We start from the raw sequence: 17045 nt of genomic DNA on the forward strand, positions 1-17045 counted from the left end.
AGAATGTCAAATAGCCCACGATTGTGGGCTATTTTTTTATCTATAGGTTTTGAATGTAAGCAATCTTATGCATTTTCAATAAATAACAAGTGTGACGAATAACAAAAAAACGACAATGAAAAATACAACTTGTATTTAACCTGTATTACCATAAATACAAGTTAAATACAGGTTGTTATTTCTTTGCACTCTTTGGAGACGAAAATTATGGCGCGAGACGCGAAAGTTGTAGCGAATAGAGTTATGGCCTTACTGGGATGTGAGGGCAATATCGCACAACTGAATCACTGTGCAACACGATTGCGTGTTGTGGTCAAGGACGATGAACAAGTCGACGTTGAAGGACTCAGCGCAACAGAAGGTGTACACGGTTACTTCTTCCAAAATGGTCAGCACCAAGTGATCTTGGGTACCGGATTTGTGGGTAAGGTTTTTGCCATCATGAAAGGCAAAGAAGCTACTGAAGAAGCCTCACAAACCGAAGAGAAGAAAGACAAAGTCAGCACCTTTCAAACGGTAACACGCACTTTCTCTGATATCTTTGTTGCCATCATCCCTGCGTTGGTTGCAACCGGTTTACTCATGGGCTTGCGTGGGCTGTTGGTTAACGGCTTCGGTATTGAACTATCTCCACAGTTAAATACGTTGTCTCAAGTTTTAACCGATACTGCCTTCATCTTTATTCCAGTATTGGTGACATGGTCTGCCATGCGCGTGTTTGGTGGTAACCCAGTGCTCGGTATTGTATTGGGCTTGATGCTGGTGGCACCGCAACTCGCCAATAAATGGGATGTCGCCTTTGGTAACGCCGAAGCGATGATGATTCCATTCATGGGCTTCGAAATTGCGGTGACGGGCTTACAAAGCTCGATTCTTCCTGCGGTGTTTATGGGTTGGTTTGCTGCCTTAGTTGAGCGCACATCACGCAAACACATCCCTGAAGTTCTGGATTTGATTCTGACACCATTTATTACGTTGTTGGTCTCTTTGATTGCTGGCTTGGTGTTCGTTGGTCCAATCCTACTCGGCATTGAAAAACTCATTACCGAAGCCGTGCTCTACTTCTTACAAATCCCATACGGCATTGGTGGCTTGATTTACGGCGGCGCAATTCAATTCATGGCGGTAACAGGTATGCACCACACCATCGTGCCTATCACGATTGCGATGGTGACAGACACAGGCTTTGACTACATCAACCCATTGGGTACTGCTGCAATCGCAGGCCAGTTTGGTGCGGCAATGGCGGTGATGTCGATGCAGACAGACAAAGTGAAGCGTACAGGTATGTTTGGTGCAGCGTTGCCAGCTCTGTTTGGTATCACTGAACCAGCGATGTTCGCGATTACTCTACCTCGCGTAAAACCGTTCTTTTATGGCTGTATTGGCGGTGCATTAGGTGGCTGTTTGGGCGCGATTGCGGGTATCGGCTCTGCGGGTACGGGCGCAACCATGTTACCGGGTATTCTGCTTTACCTTGGCGGCGGTCTAGGAATGTATGTGCTTGTTATGTTGGTGGGTGCGGCTTCGGCTTTCGCATTAACAAAGCTGCTTTACAAAGAGCCTAAATAATTTTTCACCACCCATTTGAGTGAATATCTTTTTCTTGGAGTTGTTATGGATTTTTCTAATCGTCAAAACCGCTTTGTCCGAATTCACGAGGTGAGCGAGGAGTATTTGGCGGATATTGAGCACAAAACACAAACAGACCCGTTTTACCCGAGCTACCACATTGCACCAAAGCACGGCCTGTTGAATGACCCGAATGGTTTGAGTTACTTCAATGGCCAGCACCATATTTTCTACCAGTGGTTCCCGCTTGGCCCAGTGCACGGTTTGAAGCACTGGTACCACGTATCGACCAAAGATTTCGTGAACTTTACTGACCGCGGTATCGCGATGTACCCAGACCAAGATTACGACCATCATGGTTGTTATACTGGTGTCGGTGTACCACACGATGACCAGTTGTACATTTTCTACACGGCGAACTTGAAAAAGGAGAATGATCAACGTCATCCGACTCAAGTTCTCGCGATTATGGACAAGCAAGGTAACGTTGAAAAGAAAGGCGTAGTCGTGGATTTCGATCCAAATGCCTACACGGCAGAGGTTCGTGACCCAGTGCTGGTTTGTCGTGACAACGATTATCACATGTTGATTGGCGCTCAAGATCACAACGAAAAAGGCACGCTGGCTTATTATCACGGCAACGACATTGATGATTACCACCATATGGGTGACATCGATGTGGGTCTCGAAGACTTTGGCTATATGTGGGAGTGTCCGAACTACTATGAAACCGATGAAAACGGGGTTTATATCTTCTCGCCTCAAGGCGTGAGCTCAGATAATAAGTACGATCTTAAGAACGTCTTCTCAGTGGTTTACATGGTCGGTGAACGCATTGATTTTGAATCAAAAGTCTTCAACAACCAAGGCTACCGTGAGCTGGACAAAGGCTTCGATTTCTACGCGCCACAAACGTATCTGGATGACCAACAACGTCGCATCCTTATTGGCTGGCTGGGCAACTCAAAAAGTGACTACCCTACCGATAAGAATGGCTGGGCACACATGTTGACTCTGCCACGTGAGTTGACGATTGATGGTAGCTACCTAATTCAGACACCACTGAAAGAGCTTGAAGCGCTGCGTCAAAACTCAGTGGATGTTGAAGGCTCTACACCGATGGCATTAACGTCACGTGCGTTTGAGTTGGAACTGAATGTAGATGAGTCTTTCACTCTGACCCTGGCTAACCAGAAAGGTGAGCAGATGGTGTTCCAAGGTGATCGCTATGAGCTGATTCTGGACCGCTCTCACGTTTCTCACCTACACGCAGAAGCATACGGCACTGTTCGTTACGCACAGCGCCTAGAGCAAGCACAAACCATTCGCGTTTTTGTCGATAACTCAGCGATTGAAATTTTTGCTGACAACGGGAAGACAGTGTTCACCTCTCGAATCTTCATCGATGAGTTGTCTCTGGTCACGCTCAATAATGCGACTGGCACACTGCATTACATGTCTGCGATACAGGCTACTCGCTAGCCACCAATAAAGTATTCCAAAACAAAAAAACAAGGCCCTCGTCGGGAGGGCCTCTTATTGCCAAAATATAGGGTTTAGCATGAAAAATACACTAAAAATGTCGCTCGCTGCGGCTTCAGTAATGGCTGCAATGACAGCGAACTGTTGATACGGAAGAAGGTAACTTCTCTGTTGGCGGTAACGTCGAGTTGAACTTCAACTACCAAGACCGTGAATCACACGACAATAATGACAGCGAATTCAACCAAGACGGCCGTGTTCTAATCGAATTTTCTGGCGAAAAGTACACGAGCAATGGCCACTATGTGGGTGTTAAAGCACAGCCTCTGTTTGAGAGCACAGGCAATATTGCACTGGATGATGCGTACTTTGAGTTTGGTAAGAAAGACGGTTGGGCAATTAAAGCTGGTCGCTTTGAAGCTTACGACATGTTCCCTGTTGGTCTTGATGTATTCCTAGAATACTCTGGTGATACAGCCAACGACTTGTATTCAGATGGAGCGGCATATTCGTACCAAGCGAAAGAAGCGCGTGGTCGCGGTTCTGACGGGCAGATCATGTACAGCCAAACTTTTGGTAATTTGTATATTGAAGTTGGCGCGATGCTGGGTGACCGTTCTAACTTATTCGATGGCGGTCTTGAAGGTAAATACCACGGGAAGGAGATCGAATCGAGCAAAGATTCATTTCTAGTTCGCCCAGTTGTAGCTTACCAAATGGGTGATTTTAAGGTGGCGGCTTCGGTGGAAACCAACCTCGTTTCAGACGCGATTGTAGCTAAAGGCGTCGATATCTCAGATCGTACAGGCTACGGCTTAACGGGTAACTGGGCCAGCGGTGATTGGAGTGTCAATGCGAACGTTGCTTACATGGATGCTGTAGACGAAAACAACCTAACAGCCGGTGTTAATGCACTGTGGAATAACTTTGGTTTGGGCTATATTCACGCTACCAATGAGTATGAAAACAAAGAGTTCTCTTCTTGGGTTAAAGGTGACGTAAACGTATCAACATGGTATGCATCTTACGCATTCCGTGATGTACTTGAAGTACAAGACTTCTCAATTCTTTTGGGTACATACTACACGACTGTCGACAATAAACTGGACCAACAATCGGACGCATCAGCCTTTGCTGAAGAAGACGATTTCGGCGCTCGTGTACGTCTGTTCTACGAATTCTAATTAAAATGTCGTTACGAGAGGCAAGGTGATATGAACAAGGTTTGGGTAACTGGAGATGCTGTTGTGGATTTGATTCCAGATGGCGAGATTCGTTATTTAAAATGCCCAGGTGGCGCGCCAGCAAACGTTGCTGTGGCCATCTCTCGATTGGGCGGTGATACCGCTTTCTTTGGTCGAGTTGGGCAAGATCCGCTAGGGCGCTTTATGAAGCAAACCCTAACGGATGAGAAGGTGAATACTGATGACATGCTTCTAGATGAAGCGCAGCGAACGTCTACAGTGATTGTCGACTTAGATGATGATGGTGAACGCAGCTTTACCTTTATGGTTAAGCCAAGTTCTGACCAGTTTTTCAGCGTCGAAGACATCCCAAAATTTGCATCTGGGCAATGGATGCACAGTTGTTCTATCGCTTTGGCTAATGAGCCATCACGCAGCGCAACGCTTGAAGCGATGAAGCTAATGAAATCAGCAGGCGGCTTCATCAGCTTTGACCCGAACCTAAGGGAAGAGGTATGGGCAGATTCATCTCAGATCCAAGAGGTGGTGATGAGTGCAGTTAATCTGGCAGATGTAGTGAAGTTTTCTGAAGAGGAGCTGACGTTCCTTACAGACACTGGCACTCTCGATACGGCTTTGGACGCATTAAATGCGGCGCCTAACAAACTGATTATCGTGACGCTAGGCGCACGTGGTGCACTGGCTGTTTACAATGGTGAACGTCGAGTGATAGAGGGCACTAAGGTTGCGCAAGTCATTGATACAACGGGCGCAGGTGATGCTTTTGTTGGTGGCTTGCTAGCGAAGCTGTCTCAGAATGCTGACTGGCGCTCTTGGAGTCAGGTCGAAGCGGCTGTGCATTGGGGTAACGGCTGTGGCGCACTCGCGACGACACAAAAAGGCGCTATGACAGCACTGCCAAGTTTGGCTCAGCTAACGGAGTTAGTTGAAGAGTAGTGATTATGGTCTTTTAACTTTCTGAAAAAAGTCGCTGAACAAGAGTGACTTTTTTATCTAAAAAGTGGGTAAAGTGCCGCCAACAAAACTGAAGAGGCTTCTTCTTTAGTCCCTCGTTGTTAATGTCTTTCCATACCTGCAGTTATTCATTTAATTCTAATTTAGCAAAACCACTGACTCACTTTTGTCCAAAAACGTGTTGGTTTAGTTTTCGTCAACGCTGTTTTCGTCAACGCAGAGCAGACTATGGCATGTTACTACTCTAATAAATCAAATTACCCGTCATCCCCTTAAAAAAAGGGGGGCTTCATCAGTGCGTTGTGAGCCTATTCTGGTGCCATTCATTTCGATTTAAGCGAGTCATATACTGATGAAGATCCTCGTCTGCACGAGGATGACGGCCTAATTGGGATGGGTTAAAGAGTGACAAGCTAAGAGAGACCTGCCCCAACAATCCAGAGCAGAATCGAACCTGATTTCTAGCCGAGCAATTTGACTTACTGTTCCTCATATCTAGAACTCTAACAACGTGGTCAAATTTGCCAATCCACTACAAGAATAGATTTTTCCAATTGACTTGCAATACGTACGTATTGCAAAGTAAGAATAAGCAATACGTACGTATAGCAAAATTTGACTTGAAAGGAACAAATGTGAAAAAATATATTGTCATACCATTAGTGATAATCGCGGTTTTTATCGCTGTATTTGGTGTAAATCCATGGGCGACAGCCAATCGAGGCCCAGATGTTCTGTCTGAAAACTATTCGGAGGTAGAAACAGGGGTGTACCGCGCTGGTAATGGCATCTTGGTGGTCAAGGCTCTAACTCGTATGCCGAATGTAGAGCCAGAAATGGTTCGATGGTGGTTTGCAGACTATATGGAAACCACTGAGCACTATCAGAGTTGGTATCCAACTGAGCATGTTTGGATGGACTGGGAAAACAAAAAAACGGGCGAGCATATCGGTGCCAGTCATCTTGTCGATGAATATATCGGTGACACTTTAAATAAGCTGCGCATTCAATTTGTAGAACCTTCAGAAATTCTAAACGGTTATAAAGAATCGGAAGATCGCTTCGTAATCTGCGCGTATGCTGGTTTGCGAGAAGAGCTGATTAATGCTAGTAAGATGTGTCATATCGTGACTAAGACTGAATATGGCTCTGAAATGCGTTCGGTTTTTTGGCAGGGCTATATCGAAAAACGTAATTCCGAGAACCAAAACGAGACAGTCTTCTCGATTGAAGGCTTAATTGGTAATACCGCATTGGCTCGCACTCTTATTGTTAATAAGAATGATGGCATTGCATTAATGGGTCATGCTATTGGTGAAATGAATATTCTTGCTGGTTTTTTACCGGAGCTATATGCACAAGAGAATAATCTTTAAAGTCTGGTAGAACGTAGACTAGCGGCGTAAAGTCGCTATTCTGTTTCCGTTATTGTTATGGGTAAGATTAAAAAGTGAGTAATAAAACTATACGAGTAGGGCGGCAAACTGCAGGCGAAGCTGTAATAACGAAAAATGAGATTCTTGGTAGTGCATTCGATCTTTTTTCGACCAAAGGATTTGATGCGACCTCCATTCGTGAAATAGCGGCACATGCAGATGTATCGCACGGCACAATTCGTCATCATTTTGGTTCGAAATTAGATATCTGGTTTGCTATTGTTGACCGACATAACGCGCTCTATAGCACGGAACTGAATGCGGCATTGTCGCTAGAAGCGAGCAGTGAAAAAAATGAATTAAATTTATTTAAAGCCGCCGTGTCGGTGTTAATTAAAACTTTATACGATCACCCTCAGATGATCCGGCTAATCAGTATGGAGTATGATGCTGAAAATGATCGTTCTCGTTATTTATCGGAAAACATTATTGGTATGCATTTGTACGTTAGTCAGCTATTTGATGCTGCGAAGGAATGCGCACCTCGGCTAAAAAAATATACTTCAGACACTTTTCTTGTTGCTCTATTGGGTTTGATTTCAGCTCCGATTAATTTTTCGATATTGAATAAGGTTATTGCCAGCGAAGATATTATGAGTGCTGAATTTAAAGATCATTATCAAAGCTTAATCATGAATATCTTATTTGGGGATTGATGAAGTGTCATTGCTTTATTCTAAACGTAACTAGTGCTACTTCGGGATGGACAATAGTTAGAGATGAGAGAATTATGACCCAAGAAAAATATTTAGGCATGCGAGCAGGGGATCTTGAAGATAAACCTTATGCAAAATATTGGAACCCTCACCTGTCTACGATGCAAGACCATGCTTTACGCGCTATTGCACATGGTCCTGAGGCTTCCGAATTAGGTTTCCCCATTACAGATGTCAGCCAACTCCTGCAGCAAGGTTATTTGCCTTTGGAAAATGGCTATACTTGTTTGGATAATGGGCAAATTTTTGTAAGCGTATTAACAAAAATGCCAAAAGTGACCGGAAAAATGATTGACTGGTGGTTTGGTTGGCACTACATGGAAAGCCAGCGTTACAAGCTATGGCACCCTCGTTGTCATATAGCTAATCGAGCAGAAAAAATGATAGGTGACGAACCAAGTTTATCCGATCGTGAAAAATATCTTAATAACCCTAATTTTGTCACTGAATATATTGGAAGTGGATTACAAGATATCCTTATTACTTTTTCAGATGCTTCTAATTTTTTCGATACTAGTCAGTTTCAAGAGTCTAATATTAGTACTGCTATCTGTGGCTCTGTTGGACTTCAAAAATTTCCGTTAAATGTAGGAAAGCTAATCCATTTAATCAGAGAGACTGTAGATGGCTGTGAAATGCGCAGTCGCTTTTGGATAGGAAAACCTGAAGTTAGAGGGTTAGATGCTAACGGTGCTGTAAATAAAATAGTTGGCTCTAGATTTGTCGCTAAACATGCCGTATCTCTCGAAATGGGGAAGGAGTTGTTTGTGCATTGCGCAATGGAAATGAATCACTTGGTCAGCTTTCTTCCCGAGTTATACGACGATTATCACGCCAATACATAACGAGCGCTTAAGGGGGGGTTCAAGATGCTTTTTTCTAATGTGATAGAAGCGGTTTAGTGCAGTGGTCGTAAATCGTTTTTGTCCAGAAGTGTGTTGCGTGGAATTGTGAGGTAGAAGCTGTCCGTGCATCGTGACCATCAATTCTCTAATGACTTAAATCAAGTAATAAAGTTGCATACTCATTGCTAGCCCTTTATGCTTGTTTTATGTTCAATCTTCTAGTTTTGGTTCATATGGCAAGAGGCAAGTATTCTCCATCAGAAGCTAAATACAACCGTTGGATCAAACAAGGTCGAGGTAGTGGGCAGGGAGCTGACTACCTTCCTTGGATAACGGTTCGAGATATTCCCTCTGACGGGCGCTCTCATCGTGTGTTTGGTCATAAAAGCCAACGTACCCACCATTTACTTTCAGATCTCGAACTTGCAGTATTCCTTACTCTCGAATGGAACTCACAAACTATAGATATTCGAGAACAATTCTCTCTCAATCGTGAAGATACACTTCAACTTGCCTTTGAGCATGGTATTAAACACCCTGCAGATGCTGGTGTGAAAATGTTTATGTCATCTGATTTCCTCGTAGATGTTCAAGACAAGCAGCGGCCTCAATATGCTATCCAAGCTAAATATTCTGATGCCTTAGAAGATCCGAGAATAGTTGAGAAACTAGAGCTAGAGCGGCGATTTTGGCTTATGAAACAGATTCCGTGGTATCTGGTGACAGAAAAGGATGTATCGCAAACTTTAGTTCAGAATATTAGTTGGATTTACCCTGCTGAGAGAGATGAAGTTTCCGATGATATCTTGATAGGCCGAACAGCCTTTTATAGCGAGTTATTTCAGCAATATCCTCAAAAGACGATTGTCGATGCCAGTAAATATGTCGATCAAACTTACAATCAACCAAACGGTACTTCCATCTATGAGATAAGGCAACTGCTTGCCAATCGTTGCTTTTACTACGATATGTCTCATCCATTCCACTTGCTGACCGCTCAGGATTTGGTTCCTGAAAATATGGTTACCTTGATAAGGGCTCGCCATGTTTCAAATCAATGAAGTACTTCAATTTGAAGACGAGAAATATCGGATATTACGCCAACTTGGTGATAGCTATGTCTGGATTTCTGTTGATGACAAGAGCGACTTTCCTACCATCATAGATCTCTACTCCCTTGAGTTAGCAAGACAAGATGGAATCCTAAATCGAGTTGATGATCCATACTCTTACCTAATTATGCTTGCCCCCGAAGAAGGAAGCGTCGCTCAGGTAAAGCGTGATGCGAACTATGAGCTAATACGACCAATCATTGAGCTAGATGAGTTCTATAAGCCGGAAGTGCGTGGAGAAGCTATACGATTAGTGTTGAGTACTCATCAGACAACCAAACAAACCTTGTACCGCTTGATTCGTCAGTATTGGCAGCGAGGTCAAAGTGCAAACGCATTACTACCAGACTATAAGAACTCCGGTGCAAAAGGGAAGAAGCGTATTCCTGGGGGTAAGAAACTTGGCAGACCAAGAAAGTACATGCCTGGTGTGGGTGTTAATGTCGATGAGTCTATTGAAAAGCTCTTTCGTATCGCCATTCAAAAGTATCTCCTTACTGATAAAGGCTACTCATTTCCTTATGCCCATCGACGTTTTAAGGATACGTATCAGAATTATTTTCCAGATATACCGGAAGAAGAGATTCCTTCAAATTGGCAGATGAAACACTTCTATGAACGTGAATACACCCAAGTTGAGAAGTTAAAAAGCAGAGCGAAACCTAATGCATTTAGTAATGATATAAGCCCACTGAAGAGTACGGCTAACATGCATGCGCTAGGGCCAGGCTCTCGCTTTGAAATTGATGCCACCATCGCAGATATCTATGTGGTATCGGATATTAATCGAAGCTGGATTGTAGGGCGGCCTGTTGTTTACATCGTGATTGATGTCTTTAGCCGTTTAGTGGTTGGTTTTTATGTCGGTTTTGAAAACCCATCCTATGTGGCTGCAATGCTGGCGCTTCAAAGTGCAATGACAGATAAGGTAGATCTGTGTCGAGAGTTCAACATTGAGATTGATTCAGAAGATTGGCCTGCAATTGGTTTGCCTGATGCCATCTTAGCGGATCGAGGCGAGATTCTTGGCCACCAAATCGAGAGTTTAGAGAAGAGCTTTTCGGTGCGAATCGAAAATACACCGCCATATCGAGGTGCAGCTAAGGGGATTGTTGAAAATACCTTTAAGTGGCTACAAGCTGATTTTACCCCATTTGCTCCAGGGGTAGTGAGTGGCACGACCGTTAAGAAGCGTGGTGGTAAAGACTATCGCCTTGATGCCAAGCTTTCGGTTTCTGATTTCAAAGAGATTATTCTCTCCTCTATTCTTTATCACAATCAATATGCGGTATTAGAAAAATATGACCGCTCACCGGATATGCCTGTGGACCTTCCTCTTGTTCCATTAGAACTGTGGAATTGGGGGCTTCAAAATCGTACTGGTCGATTACGCACTGCCTCTAAGGATGGTATTCGACTTGGACTCTTACCACGATCTAAAGCGACAACGTCTCGATTCGGTATCTGCTTATTTGGTGTCTATTACACCTCTGCAGAAGTGATGGCTGAAGGCTGGATGCATCGAAGCCGTAATGTATCTAAACCAGATGAAGTGATGGTAGCTTACGATCCCAACCTTGCTGATGAGATTTACCTGTTTCCCTTTAGTGATAGCGCTGAATACTGGATTTGTCGGTTATCAGATCGTTCACGAGAGTTTGTGGGTTGCTCTTTTTGGGAAGTCTGGCAGCGACAGGGGCAGCAAAAGGTGACAATAGCAACCAGTAAAGTACGCTCGGATACATATAAGAGAGCCCATGAGCGCCTAGTGATTGAGAAGATTAAGCAAGCTGAAAAATCGAGCCCTGATGTTTCTGCCATTCCTAAATCTGAGCGAATTTCTGCAATCAGACCAAATAAAAAAGATGAGCTTGAAAGGGAGCGGGAGCATCGAAGACCTCAAGTGAGTAATGAGGAGCGTGATAGTGCAGAGATTATTCATTTAAGTGAGCCTGAGGATAACTACCAATACCCAAGCTATGTTGATGAGTTATTTGATGAGGATGACGATTAATGACTTTACCGAAAGAGTACGTCAGAGCTTTTTACCGAAGCACAGGTAACCCATCATATGATGGAAACCCTTTCATTGAAGCTTTAACCCCGATTATGGAGATTAAGCAACTCAAAGAAGGGTTGGAGGGTAAGGTTAATTTTTCTTTGGATAATTTAAGGGCTAAACCACGGAAAAGAGCGCATATGGTTGCCTCTTTGCTCGATGATTTCTTTCAACCCCTCTCTCAACATGTCCTCTTGGAAGAAAAAATATCGATAATGATACGTCGAGGTTATGTCAGCAGGAACATAACTGACGGGTCGTTAAATGAGCGTTTACAAGAAGGCTACGAGCGGATTATGGCTGGTGATTCTGAAGGCCAGCGATTCAGCAATGTATTAACAACAGCAACTTGCTTGTCATTGATTGGGTGTTCTGGGAGTGGCAAAAGCTCAACGTTGGGGCGTATCCTTGCTACTTACCCTCAGGTTATTTACCACGAAAAGCACAATTTCTATCAACTGAGTTATTTAAAAATTGAGTGTCCCAATAATGGTTCACAGAAAAGTTTGTGTTTAAATTTTTTCAGAGAAGTAGATCGGTGTCTGGGCACTACTTATCTTAAACAGTATCGGACGGCTACTTTAGGGGAAGATAATTTACTGAACTTAATGGGACAGGTCGCAAATGAACGGGCGATAGGCGTTTTAGTCATAGATGAAATTCAACGCTTGAGAGTCAAAAAAACTGTAGGTCGAGAACAAATGCTAGAGTTCTTTGTTGAGCTAGTTAATACAGTGGGCATTCCTGTTGTGTTAGTCGGTACTCCCAAAGCTCGACCATTATTCGAGATTGAACTCCAATCGGCTAGGAGAACAACGGGTATTGGCTCTCTTGAATGGTCACCTATGGGGCAGTACCCCAAAGAGCCAAAAGCTAGAAATGAATGGGTTGCATTTACTAATAAACTTTGGCGCTATCAATGGCTTAATAAGCGAGATGAAGTACTCAGTGATGAGATTCGAGACTGTTGGTATGAGTTATCTCAAGGTGTTCTAGATATCGTCGTCAAACTATTTGTGCTAGCTCAATTACGTGCAATTGCGACAAAGTTAGAGCGTATTACGGTTGATGTAATGAGATCTGTATATGAGGACGAACTAAAACCGGTACATGCGATGCTAGATGCTTTGAGGAGGCAAGATTCAACAGCAATCAATAAATACTCCGATCTTCACTTATCTGATTTTGATAAGAAAGCTCTTACTTTGTATCAGAAGATTAGTGAACTGCTTGATGAACCAGAGCTAGCATTTAGCAATAACGAACAAGCTATGCGTCTTTATAACATGTTAGTGCAAATGGATTGCCAATCTGAGTTATTAGCACCGCTGGTTGAGCGCATTTTTGAAGAGCAGCCAAAGCTGACACTACGAGAAATGATGCCAGTGGTACTTGAGTGGTATGAAGAATCGAAGGTGCAGGAGTCTCAAAAGCCACAGACAGTGAAAACTGAATTGGTTAAGCATAAAGATTGGGTTGGCTTAGAAAGTGATGACTTACGTTTTATTCATTCTCAGCTAAATCAAACCAAATCTTTTTACAATGCACTCAAAGAAAGAGGGCAGATACTCGACTTGAGAGCTGCTAATTAAATGCTTGGCTTTCCCGTTCCTTACCCTGAAGAGCTGATTTATAGCCTTGTGGCAAGAGCGGGAGTTCATGCTGGAATAACCTCACCAAAGTTATTATTAGAAACCGTTTTTGAAGATAGAAAGGTAATCCCAACTGTCGATTTGCCAAGTCACTTATCTCAAATATCGGGTCATTATCCATCATCATTGGATCTAACTACTCTGTCATTGATATATCAGCATACACTTTTTCCTATCTATGCCCCCTTTATCAGTGAAGCTAAGCGGCAAGATGGTATTGAATGGATGGCTGAACAATCTAAAGGGGTTATTCATATCGTTTTTGGTGTTGTTGCCTCTCTTGTAAAACAGGCTCAGCACCTTAGATATTGCCCGAAATGCTTTGAGGAGCAATGTATCCAATATGGTGAAAGGTATTGGATTAGAGATTGGCAAGTATCTGGTATGACTTGGTGCCTGAAACATCAAACCCCGTTACTTCAATCAGCATTATCACTTCACCATGAACAGCGGCATCAATTTTATCCTGCGAACATATCGAGCGATGATCACCCGATCCAATCGTTAAAGAAAGAGTCATTGTGGGTTGCGAATTGGGCTCTCCAATTATTAAGAATAGCGCCTAACACATCCCCTACCGCTTACCAGTGGAGTTGTTATTACCGTGACTTAGCCGTTCAAACTGATTGCAATAGAGGGGCGAATATTAACCAGTCTGAAGTGACTGAGAGTATTGATGCTCATTGGAGTCAAGAGTGGCTATCAGCGAATCATCTTTCGATAACAGATAAGGAAACCTGTTGGGTTAAGGACATTCTGCGCAAACATCGAAAGTCGTTCAGTTTCCTGCAGCACTTGGTGGTTCTCTCTAGTCTCTTTGGGAAAGTGCCTTGCGCCTCTGCGGTTATTGAAAGTGTTAAGCAATATCCTACGAATCAACCTATCACTCAAAAAATTAGCTTGGATCTCGTGGTTGATCGAAGCAAAAGGTTGCAATGGCTCACTCTACTCAAAGCTTATGGGAGCAAGCGAGCAAGGTTGAATGGTTCACAAGGTTTGTATATGTGGCTGTATCGACATGACTATGAGTGGCTCATGAAAATCAACAAGCGGTACCGCAGAGAGATTCGTTATGAGGATAAGCGTGTAAATTGGACGGTTAGGGATAAGAAGCTTGTTCGCCGTTTATTCAAAACGCTCAGAGAGCACGAGCAGGATGATTTCTCACCACGGCTATCAGCTACGTATTTGCTCGCAAAAATGGGGTTCGGTGCGATGCCTGAAAGAAAGTATCGCAAGCTGCCCCTCACTCGACAGTTTCTTTTTAAGTACTCGGAATCGGTCACACAATATCAGATCCGCCGATTGACCAATGAGTATATTTCTCAACATTTGCAACCTACTCAGATTGAACGGTGGCGTTTGCTCAGGAACTCAGGTTTGAGTGAAGAGCGTCTAATGCCATTGACTCGCTGTTTTCTACAAGGATTGATGGACGATATATGGGTAACTACAGTTATAAACACATCCCCGAAAGTGCCATAGTGCTTGGCACCGGTTCGTTATTTAAGAAAAAGGATAACGTTTATTGGGGAATTAACCTTTCTTTTTCGCAAAAAGTCGAGCGTCCTTCAATACGGATTTCTGGTGCCCCATTGATTCGTCGGCATAAAACATTGAGTGCCAATCAGGGAGATACCACGAAAGGTAAGCTTTTGACCTTTAAAATTGAGGATGCTCAACGGTGGAAGGTAAAGCAGTTAAATGAGTGTCCTGCACTCGACTCAATGAAGATAAAAGAGCGCAACCAAGAGCAATGGTGCTTTGAAATTGAACTGAAAGATGGAACCGTAGTTTTTCTGCCACAGTTTGAGTTAGCTAGGGTTCTGTTCTTACACGATAACTACATGTCGAGAGTGTGCCTTGAGCATGGCAGACTATCATCAGATTTCAATATCAAAGAACGAGATGGTCATTGGCAGATAGGCGCAACGCCAGCGTCTAGTTACCCGCTTGACGCCTACAATGATGAGAAGTGCAGGCGGTTTCTAAGTTGGGTGTTAATGGATCCTGAAGCTAGAAAGTCGTTTGATAGTATTCAGCAAACCATGATGAAAGAGCATTATTTTCAAGGTCAATATCAGAAGTGGGATTTTTCATTTATACCACCAAGCCTGAAAGGAGCTTCACTTCAAGTTGCAGGGTGGAGTGATTGGAATACTGATAGCTTCTTTGCTTGGGAAGTTAGACGAATCGATAATTTGCCATCTTCAATGCCAAAAGAGATCGATTTCTACCATCCTAAGTTTGAGCGAAAAATTAATGCTCAAGGAGGTGGAACTTATAAAGGGCGTCCAGAACGTCCTGAAGACCATGATCTTGACGATACTGAAGATGCTAACCAAAATGAAAAGCGAGTGACATTAGGTACGGATGCTGTGCAATGTTCTTTCGCCATCCCGTTTAAGACCAACAAGAGCACGAACAAGGTCAAAGACACTAAGAGCGGTAAGCCAGATGAAGACGAGCCTGGGGAGGCTTCTTCGACCTTATCACCCAATGACTGCGATATGACAGGAACTATCCCCGGTGCCGATTACGACATTTTGAATGATGAAACGGATGATGCAGCTCTCTATAAGAATAAGTTTGACTGTTTTTTTGATGTGATGGATAGGCTAGAAGAACTTGATGGGCTCTATATGAAACGTTTTCCCTTAGCTAAACTGCCCAAGCTTCCACGTTGCAAAAAGCACATGCTAGCCGACGATGCAAATCCTCGATGTATTGCTATTGTTGAGGTTACTTACCAAGACAGTGTATTTCATATCATCGAAGTCGATACCTCTGATGCCAAAGATTCATTATCAACGATGGTGCTGCAACTAAGTAGCCAAGGTAATTTGAAAGAGAAAATGGGTGAGCTTGTTACTCGAATAGTTAAGAAATCAATTTCTTGGCCTACTGATTACCTTGAAGAGATCTGTGGTGTTGGTAAGTTCAAAGGTGTTTCCCACCCATCATGTAAGCACAAAGGGTTGTTAGATCCTGCTGACCTAGAGAAGTGGGCTGATAGGTTTATGGTGCGATTGGTCGGATAGCGATGCCTTTTATCGCTGTTTTTCTCTAGTGATACGATAGAGCATTGGTTAAGCGACGAACTGTAATTATCCTCTCAAAAGATAAACTTGTTGATTATTTGGAGCGAACCTTAAGACTGTAAAAATAAACAGCTGGTATGAAACTTTATTACTTAGTTTCAGCTCCATTTTGGCTGTGGTGCTCATTTTAGTATGATACTTTATTTTTCTGAGGCGTTTTTCATCAATACAAAATCAATGAGTTAGATAGATGTGAGTATGGGACTTTATTACTCGTGTACAGATTGTCGGAAGACAATAACGTTTGATCATTTTTAAACCTCCTACTAATTTTAACTTAGTCGGAGGTTTTTTATTCCAACCCATACACTGCCACGCATCTGCACTAAACCATTCATCATCTTTCAGTGAAGTATTCAATGCTTTGCTCCACTAACTTAGGCCTACCCCTTTCGGTGTTACTTACCGCACGTATCCAAGTTCAAATATGGTCGTTCCTGTGCAGGCAGGAATCTACTCACCCCGTTACAGAATTGCGTGGTGAGCACAGCCATTTTCCGTACGCTGAAACACATTTTTGGACCAAAGCTCTTCGGTTATCGCTCTTCAAATCATCCCAATTAGACCGTCATTCCCTTGGAAAAGAGGATCTCATTCAGCGCGTTGCGAAGTTAAGATACGTGACTTAGTCGAAGGTTTTCAGTTATCTACACGTGGTAGGAGATCCTCACTTTTGTGAGGATGACGAATATATTGTGAGAGAAGGGTTTGGAATAACCAACAAGCTTTTGTCTTAAAACATGCCAGCTCAGTAAAGACATCAGTAAAGAATGGACTCTGTCATTTTACTACTCCCACAAATAAAAACTAACCGTCATCCCCTTGAAAAAGGGGATCTTCATCAGCGCGTTGTGAACCTGTTCTAGTGCCATTCATTTCTATTTAAGTGAGTTACACGCGTTGAACGATCC

Annotated in this window: 11 protein-coding genes and 1 pseudogene; all 12 read left to right on the forward strand. The window is 43.2% G+C overall.

Features of this window, described 5'->3' with window-relative positions:
- Positions 1 to 207 precede the first annotated feature (207 nt).
- The gene (locus AB4405_RS19535) at positions 208 to 1572 is read left to right on the forward strand and encodes a PTS transporter subunit EIIC (protein ID WP_372062474.1); all 1365 of its coding nucleotides are present in this window, start codon (positions 208 to 210) and stop codon (positions 1570 to 1572) included.
- A gap of 45 nt (positions 1573 to 1617) precedes the next feature.
- Positions 1618 to 3054: a sucrose-6-phosphate hydrolase gene (locus AB4405_RS19540; RefSeq protein WP_372062475.1), complete on the forward strand. Its 1437-nt coding sequence runs from the start codon at positions 1618 to 1620 to the stop codon at positions 3052 to 3054.
- A 79-nt stretch (positions 3055 to 3133) separates the two neighbouring features.
- Positions 3134 to 4238, forward strand: a pseudogene (locus tag AB4405_RS19545) (carbohydrate porin).
- 30 nt (positions 4239 to 4268) lie between these two features.
- Entirely contained in the window at positions 4269 to 5195 is a 927-nt protein-coding gene (locus tag AB4405_RS19550; protein WP_372062476.1) for an aminoimidazole riboside kinase, read from the forward strand.
- A 653-nt stretch (positions 5196 to 5848) separates the two neighbouring features.
- Positions 5849 to 6589: a DAPG hydrolase family protein gene (locus tag AB4405_RS19555; RefSeq protein WP_372062477.1), complete on the forward strand. Its 741-nt coding sequence runs from the start codon at positions 5849 to 5851 to the stop codon at positions 6587 to 6589.
- Between the two features lie 74 nt (positions 6590 to 6663).
- Positions 6664 to 7305: a TetR/AcrR family transcriptional regulator gene (locus AB4405_RS19560; protein WP_372062478.1), complete on the forward strand. Its 642-nt coding sequence runs from the start codon at positions 6664 to 6666 to the stop codon at positions 7303 to 7305.
- Between the two features lie 74 nt (positions 7306 to 7379).
- The gene (locus AB4405_RS19565; protein WP_372062479.1) at positions 7380 to 8210 is read left to right on the forward strand and encodes a DAPG hydrolase family protein; all 831 of its coding nucleotides are present in this window, start codon (positions 7380 to 7382) and stop codon (positions 8208 to 8210) included.
- Between the two features lie 206 nt (positions 8211 to 8416).
- Positions 8417 to 9271 carry a TnsA endonuclease N-terminal domain-containing protein gene (locus AB4405_RS19570; RefSeq protein ID WP_372062480.1) on the forward strand — a complete coding sequence of 285 codons (855 nt, stop codon included), beginning with the start codon at positions 8417 to 8419 and terminating at the stop codon, positions 9269 to 9271.
- Positions 9255 to 11336, forward strand: coding sequence for a Mu transposase C-terminal domain-containing protein (locus tag AB4405_RS19575; RefSeq protein WP_372062481.1), 2082 nt, complete (start codon positions 9255 to 9257; stop codon positions 11334 to 11336). The genes AB4405_RS19570 and AB4405_RS19575 overlap by 17 nt, the downstream gene beginning before the upstream one ends.
- The gene (locus tag AB4405_RS19580) at positions 11336 to 12973 is read left to right on the forward strand and encodes an AAA family ATPase (protein WP_372062482.1); all 1638 of its coding nucleotides are present in this window, start codon (positions 11336 to 11338) and stop codon (positions 12971 to 12973) included. Before AB4405_RS19575 ends, AB4405_RS19580 begins: the two co-directional genes overlap by 1 nt.
- Complete coding sequence (locus AB4405_RS19585) at positions 12974 to 14518, forward strand: TnsD family Tn7-like transposition protein (RefSeq protein WP_372062483.1); 1545 nt, start codon at positions 12974 to 12976, stop codon at positions 14516 to 14518. It begins immediately after the preceding gene.
- Entirely contained in the window at positions 14476 to 16074 is a 1599-nt protein-coding gene (locus AB4405_RS19590; protein WP_372062484.1) for a Tn7-like element transposition protein TnsE, read from the forward strand. The genes AB4405_RS19585 and AB4405_RS19590 overlap by 43 nt, the downstream gene beginning before the upstream one ends.
- Positions 16075 to 17045 lie beyond the last annotated feature (971 nt).

This window comes from Vibrio sp. 10N.261.51.F12 (assembly GCF_041471725.1).
Classification (GTDB): domain Bacteria; phylum Pseudomonadota; class Gammaproteobacteria; order Enterobacterales; family Vibrionaceae; genus Vibrio.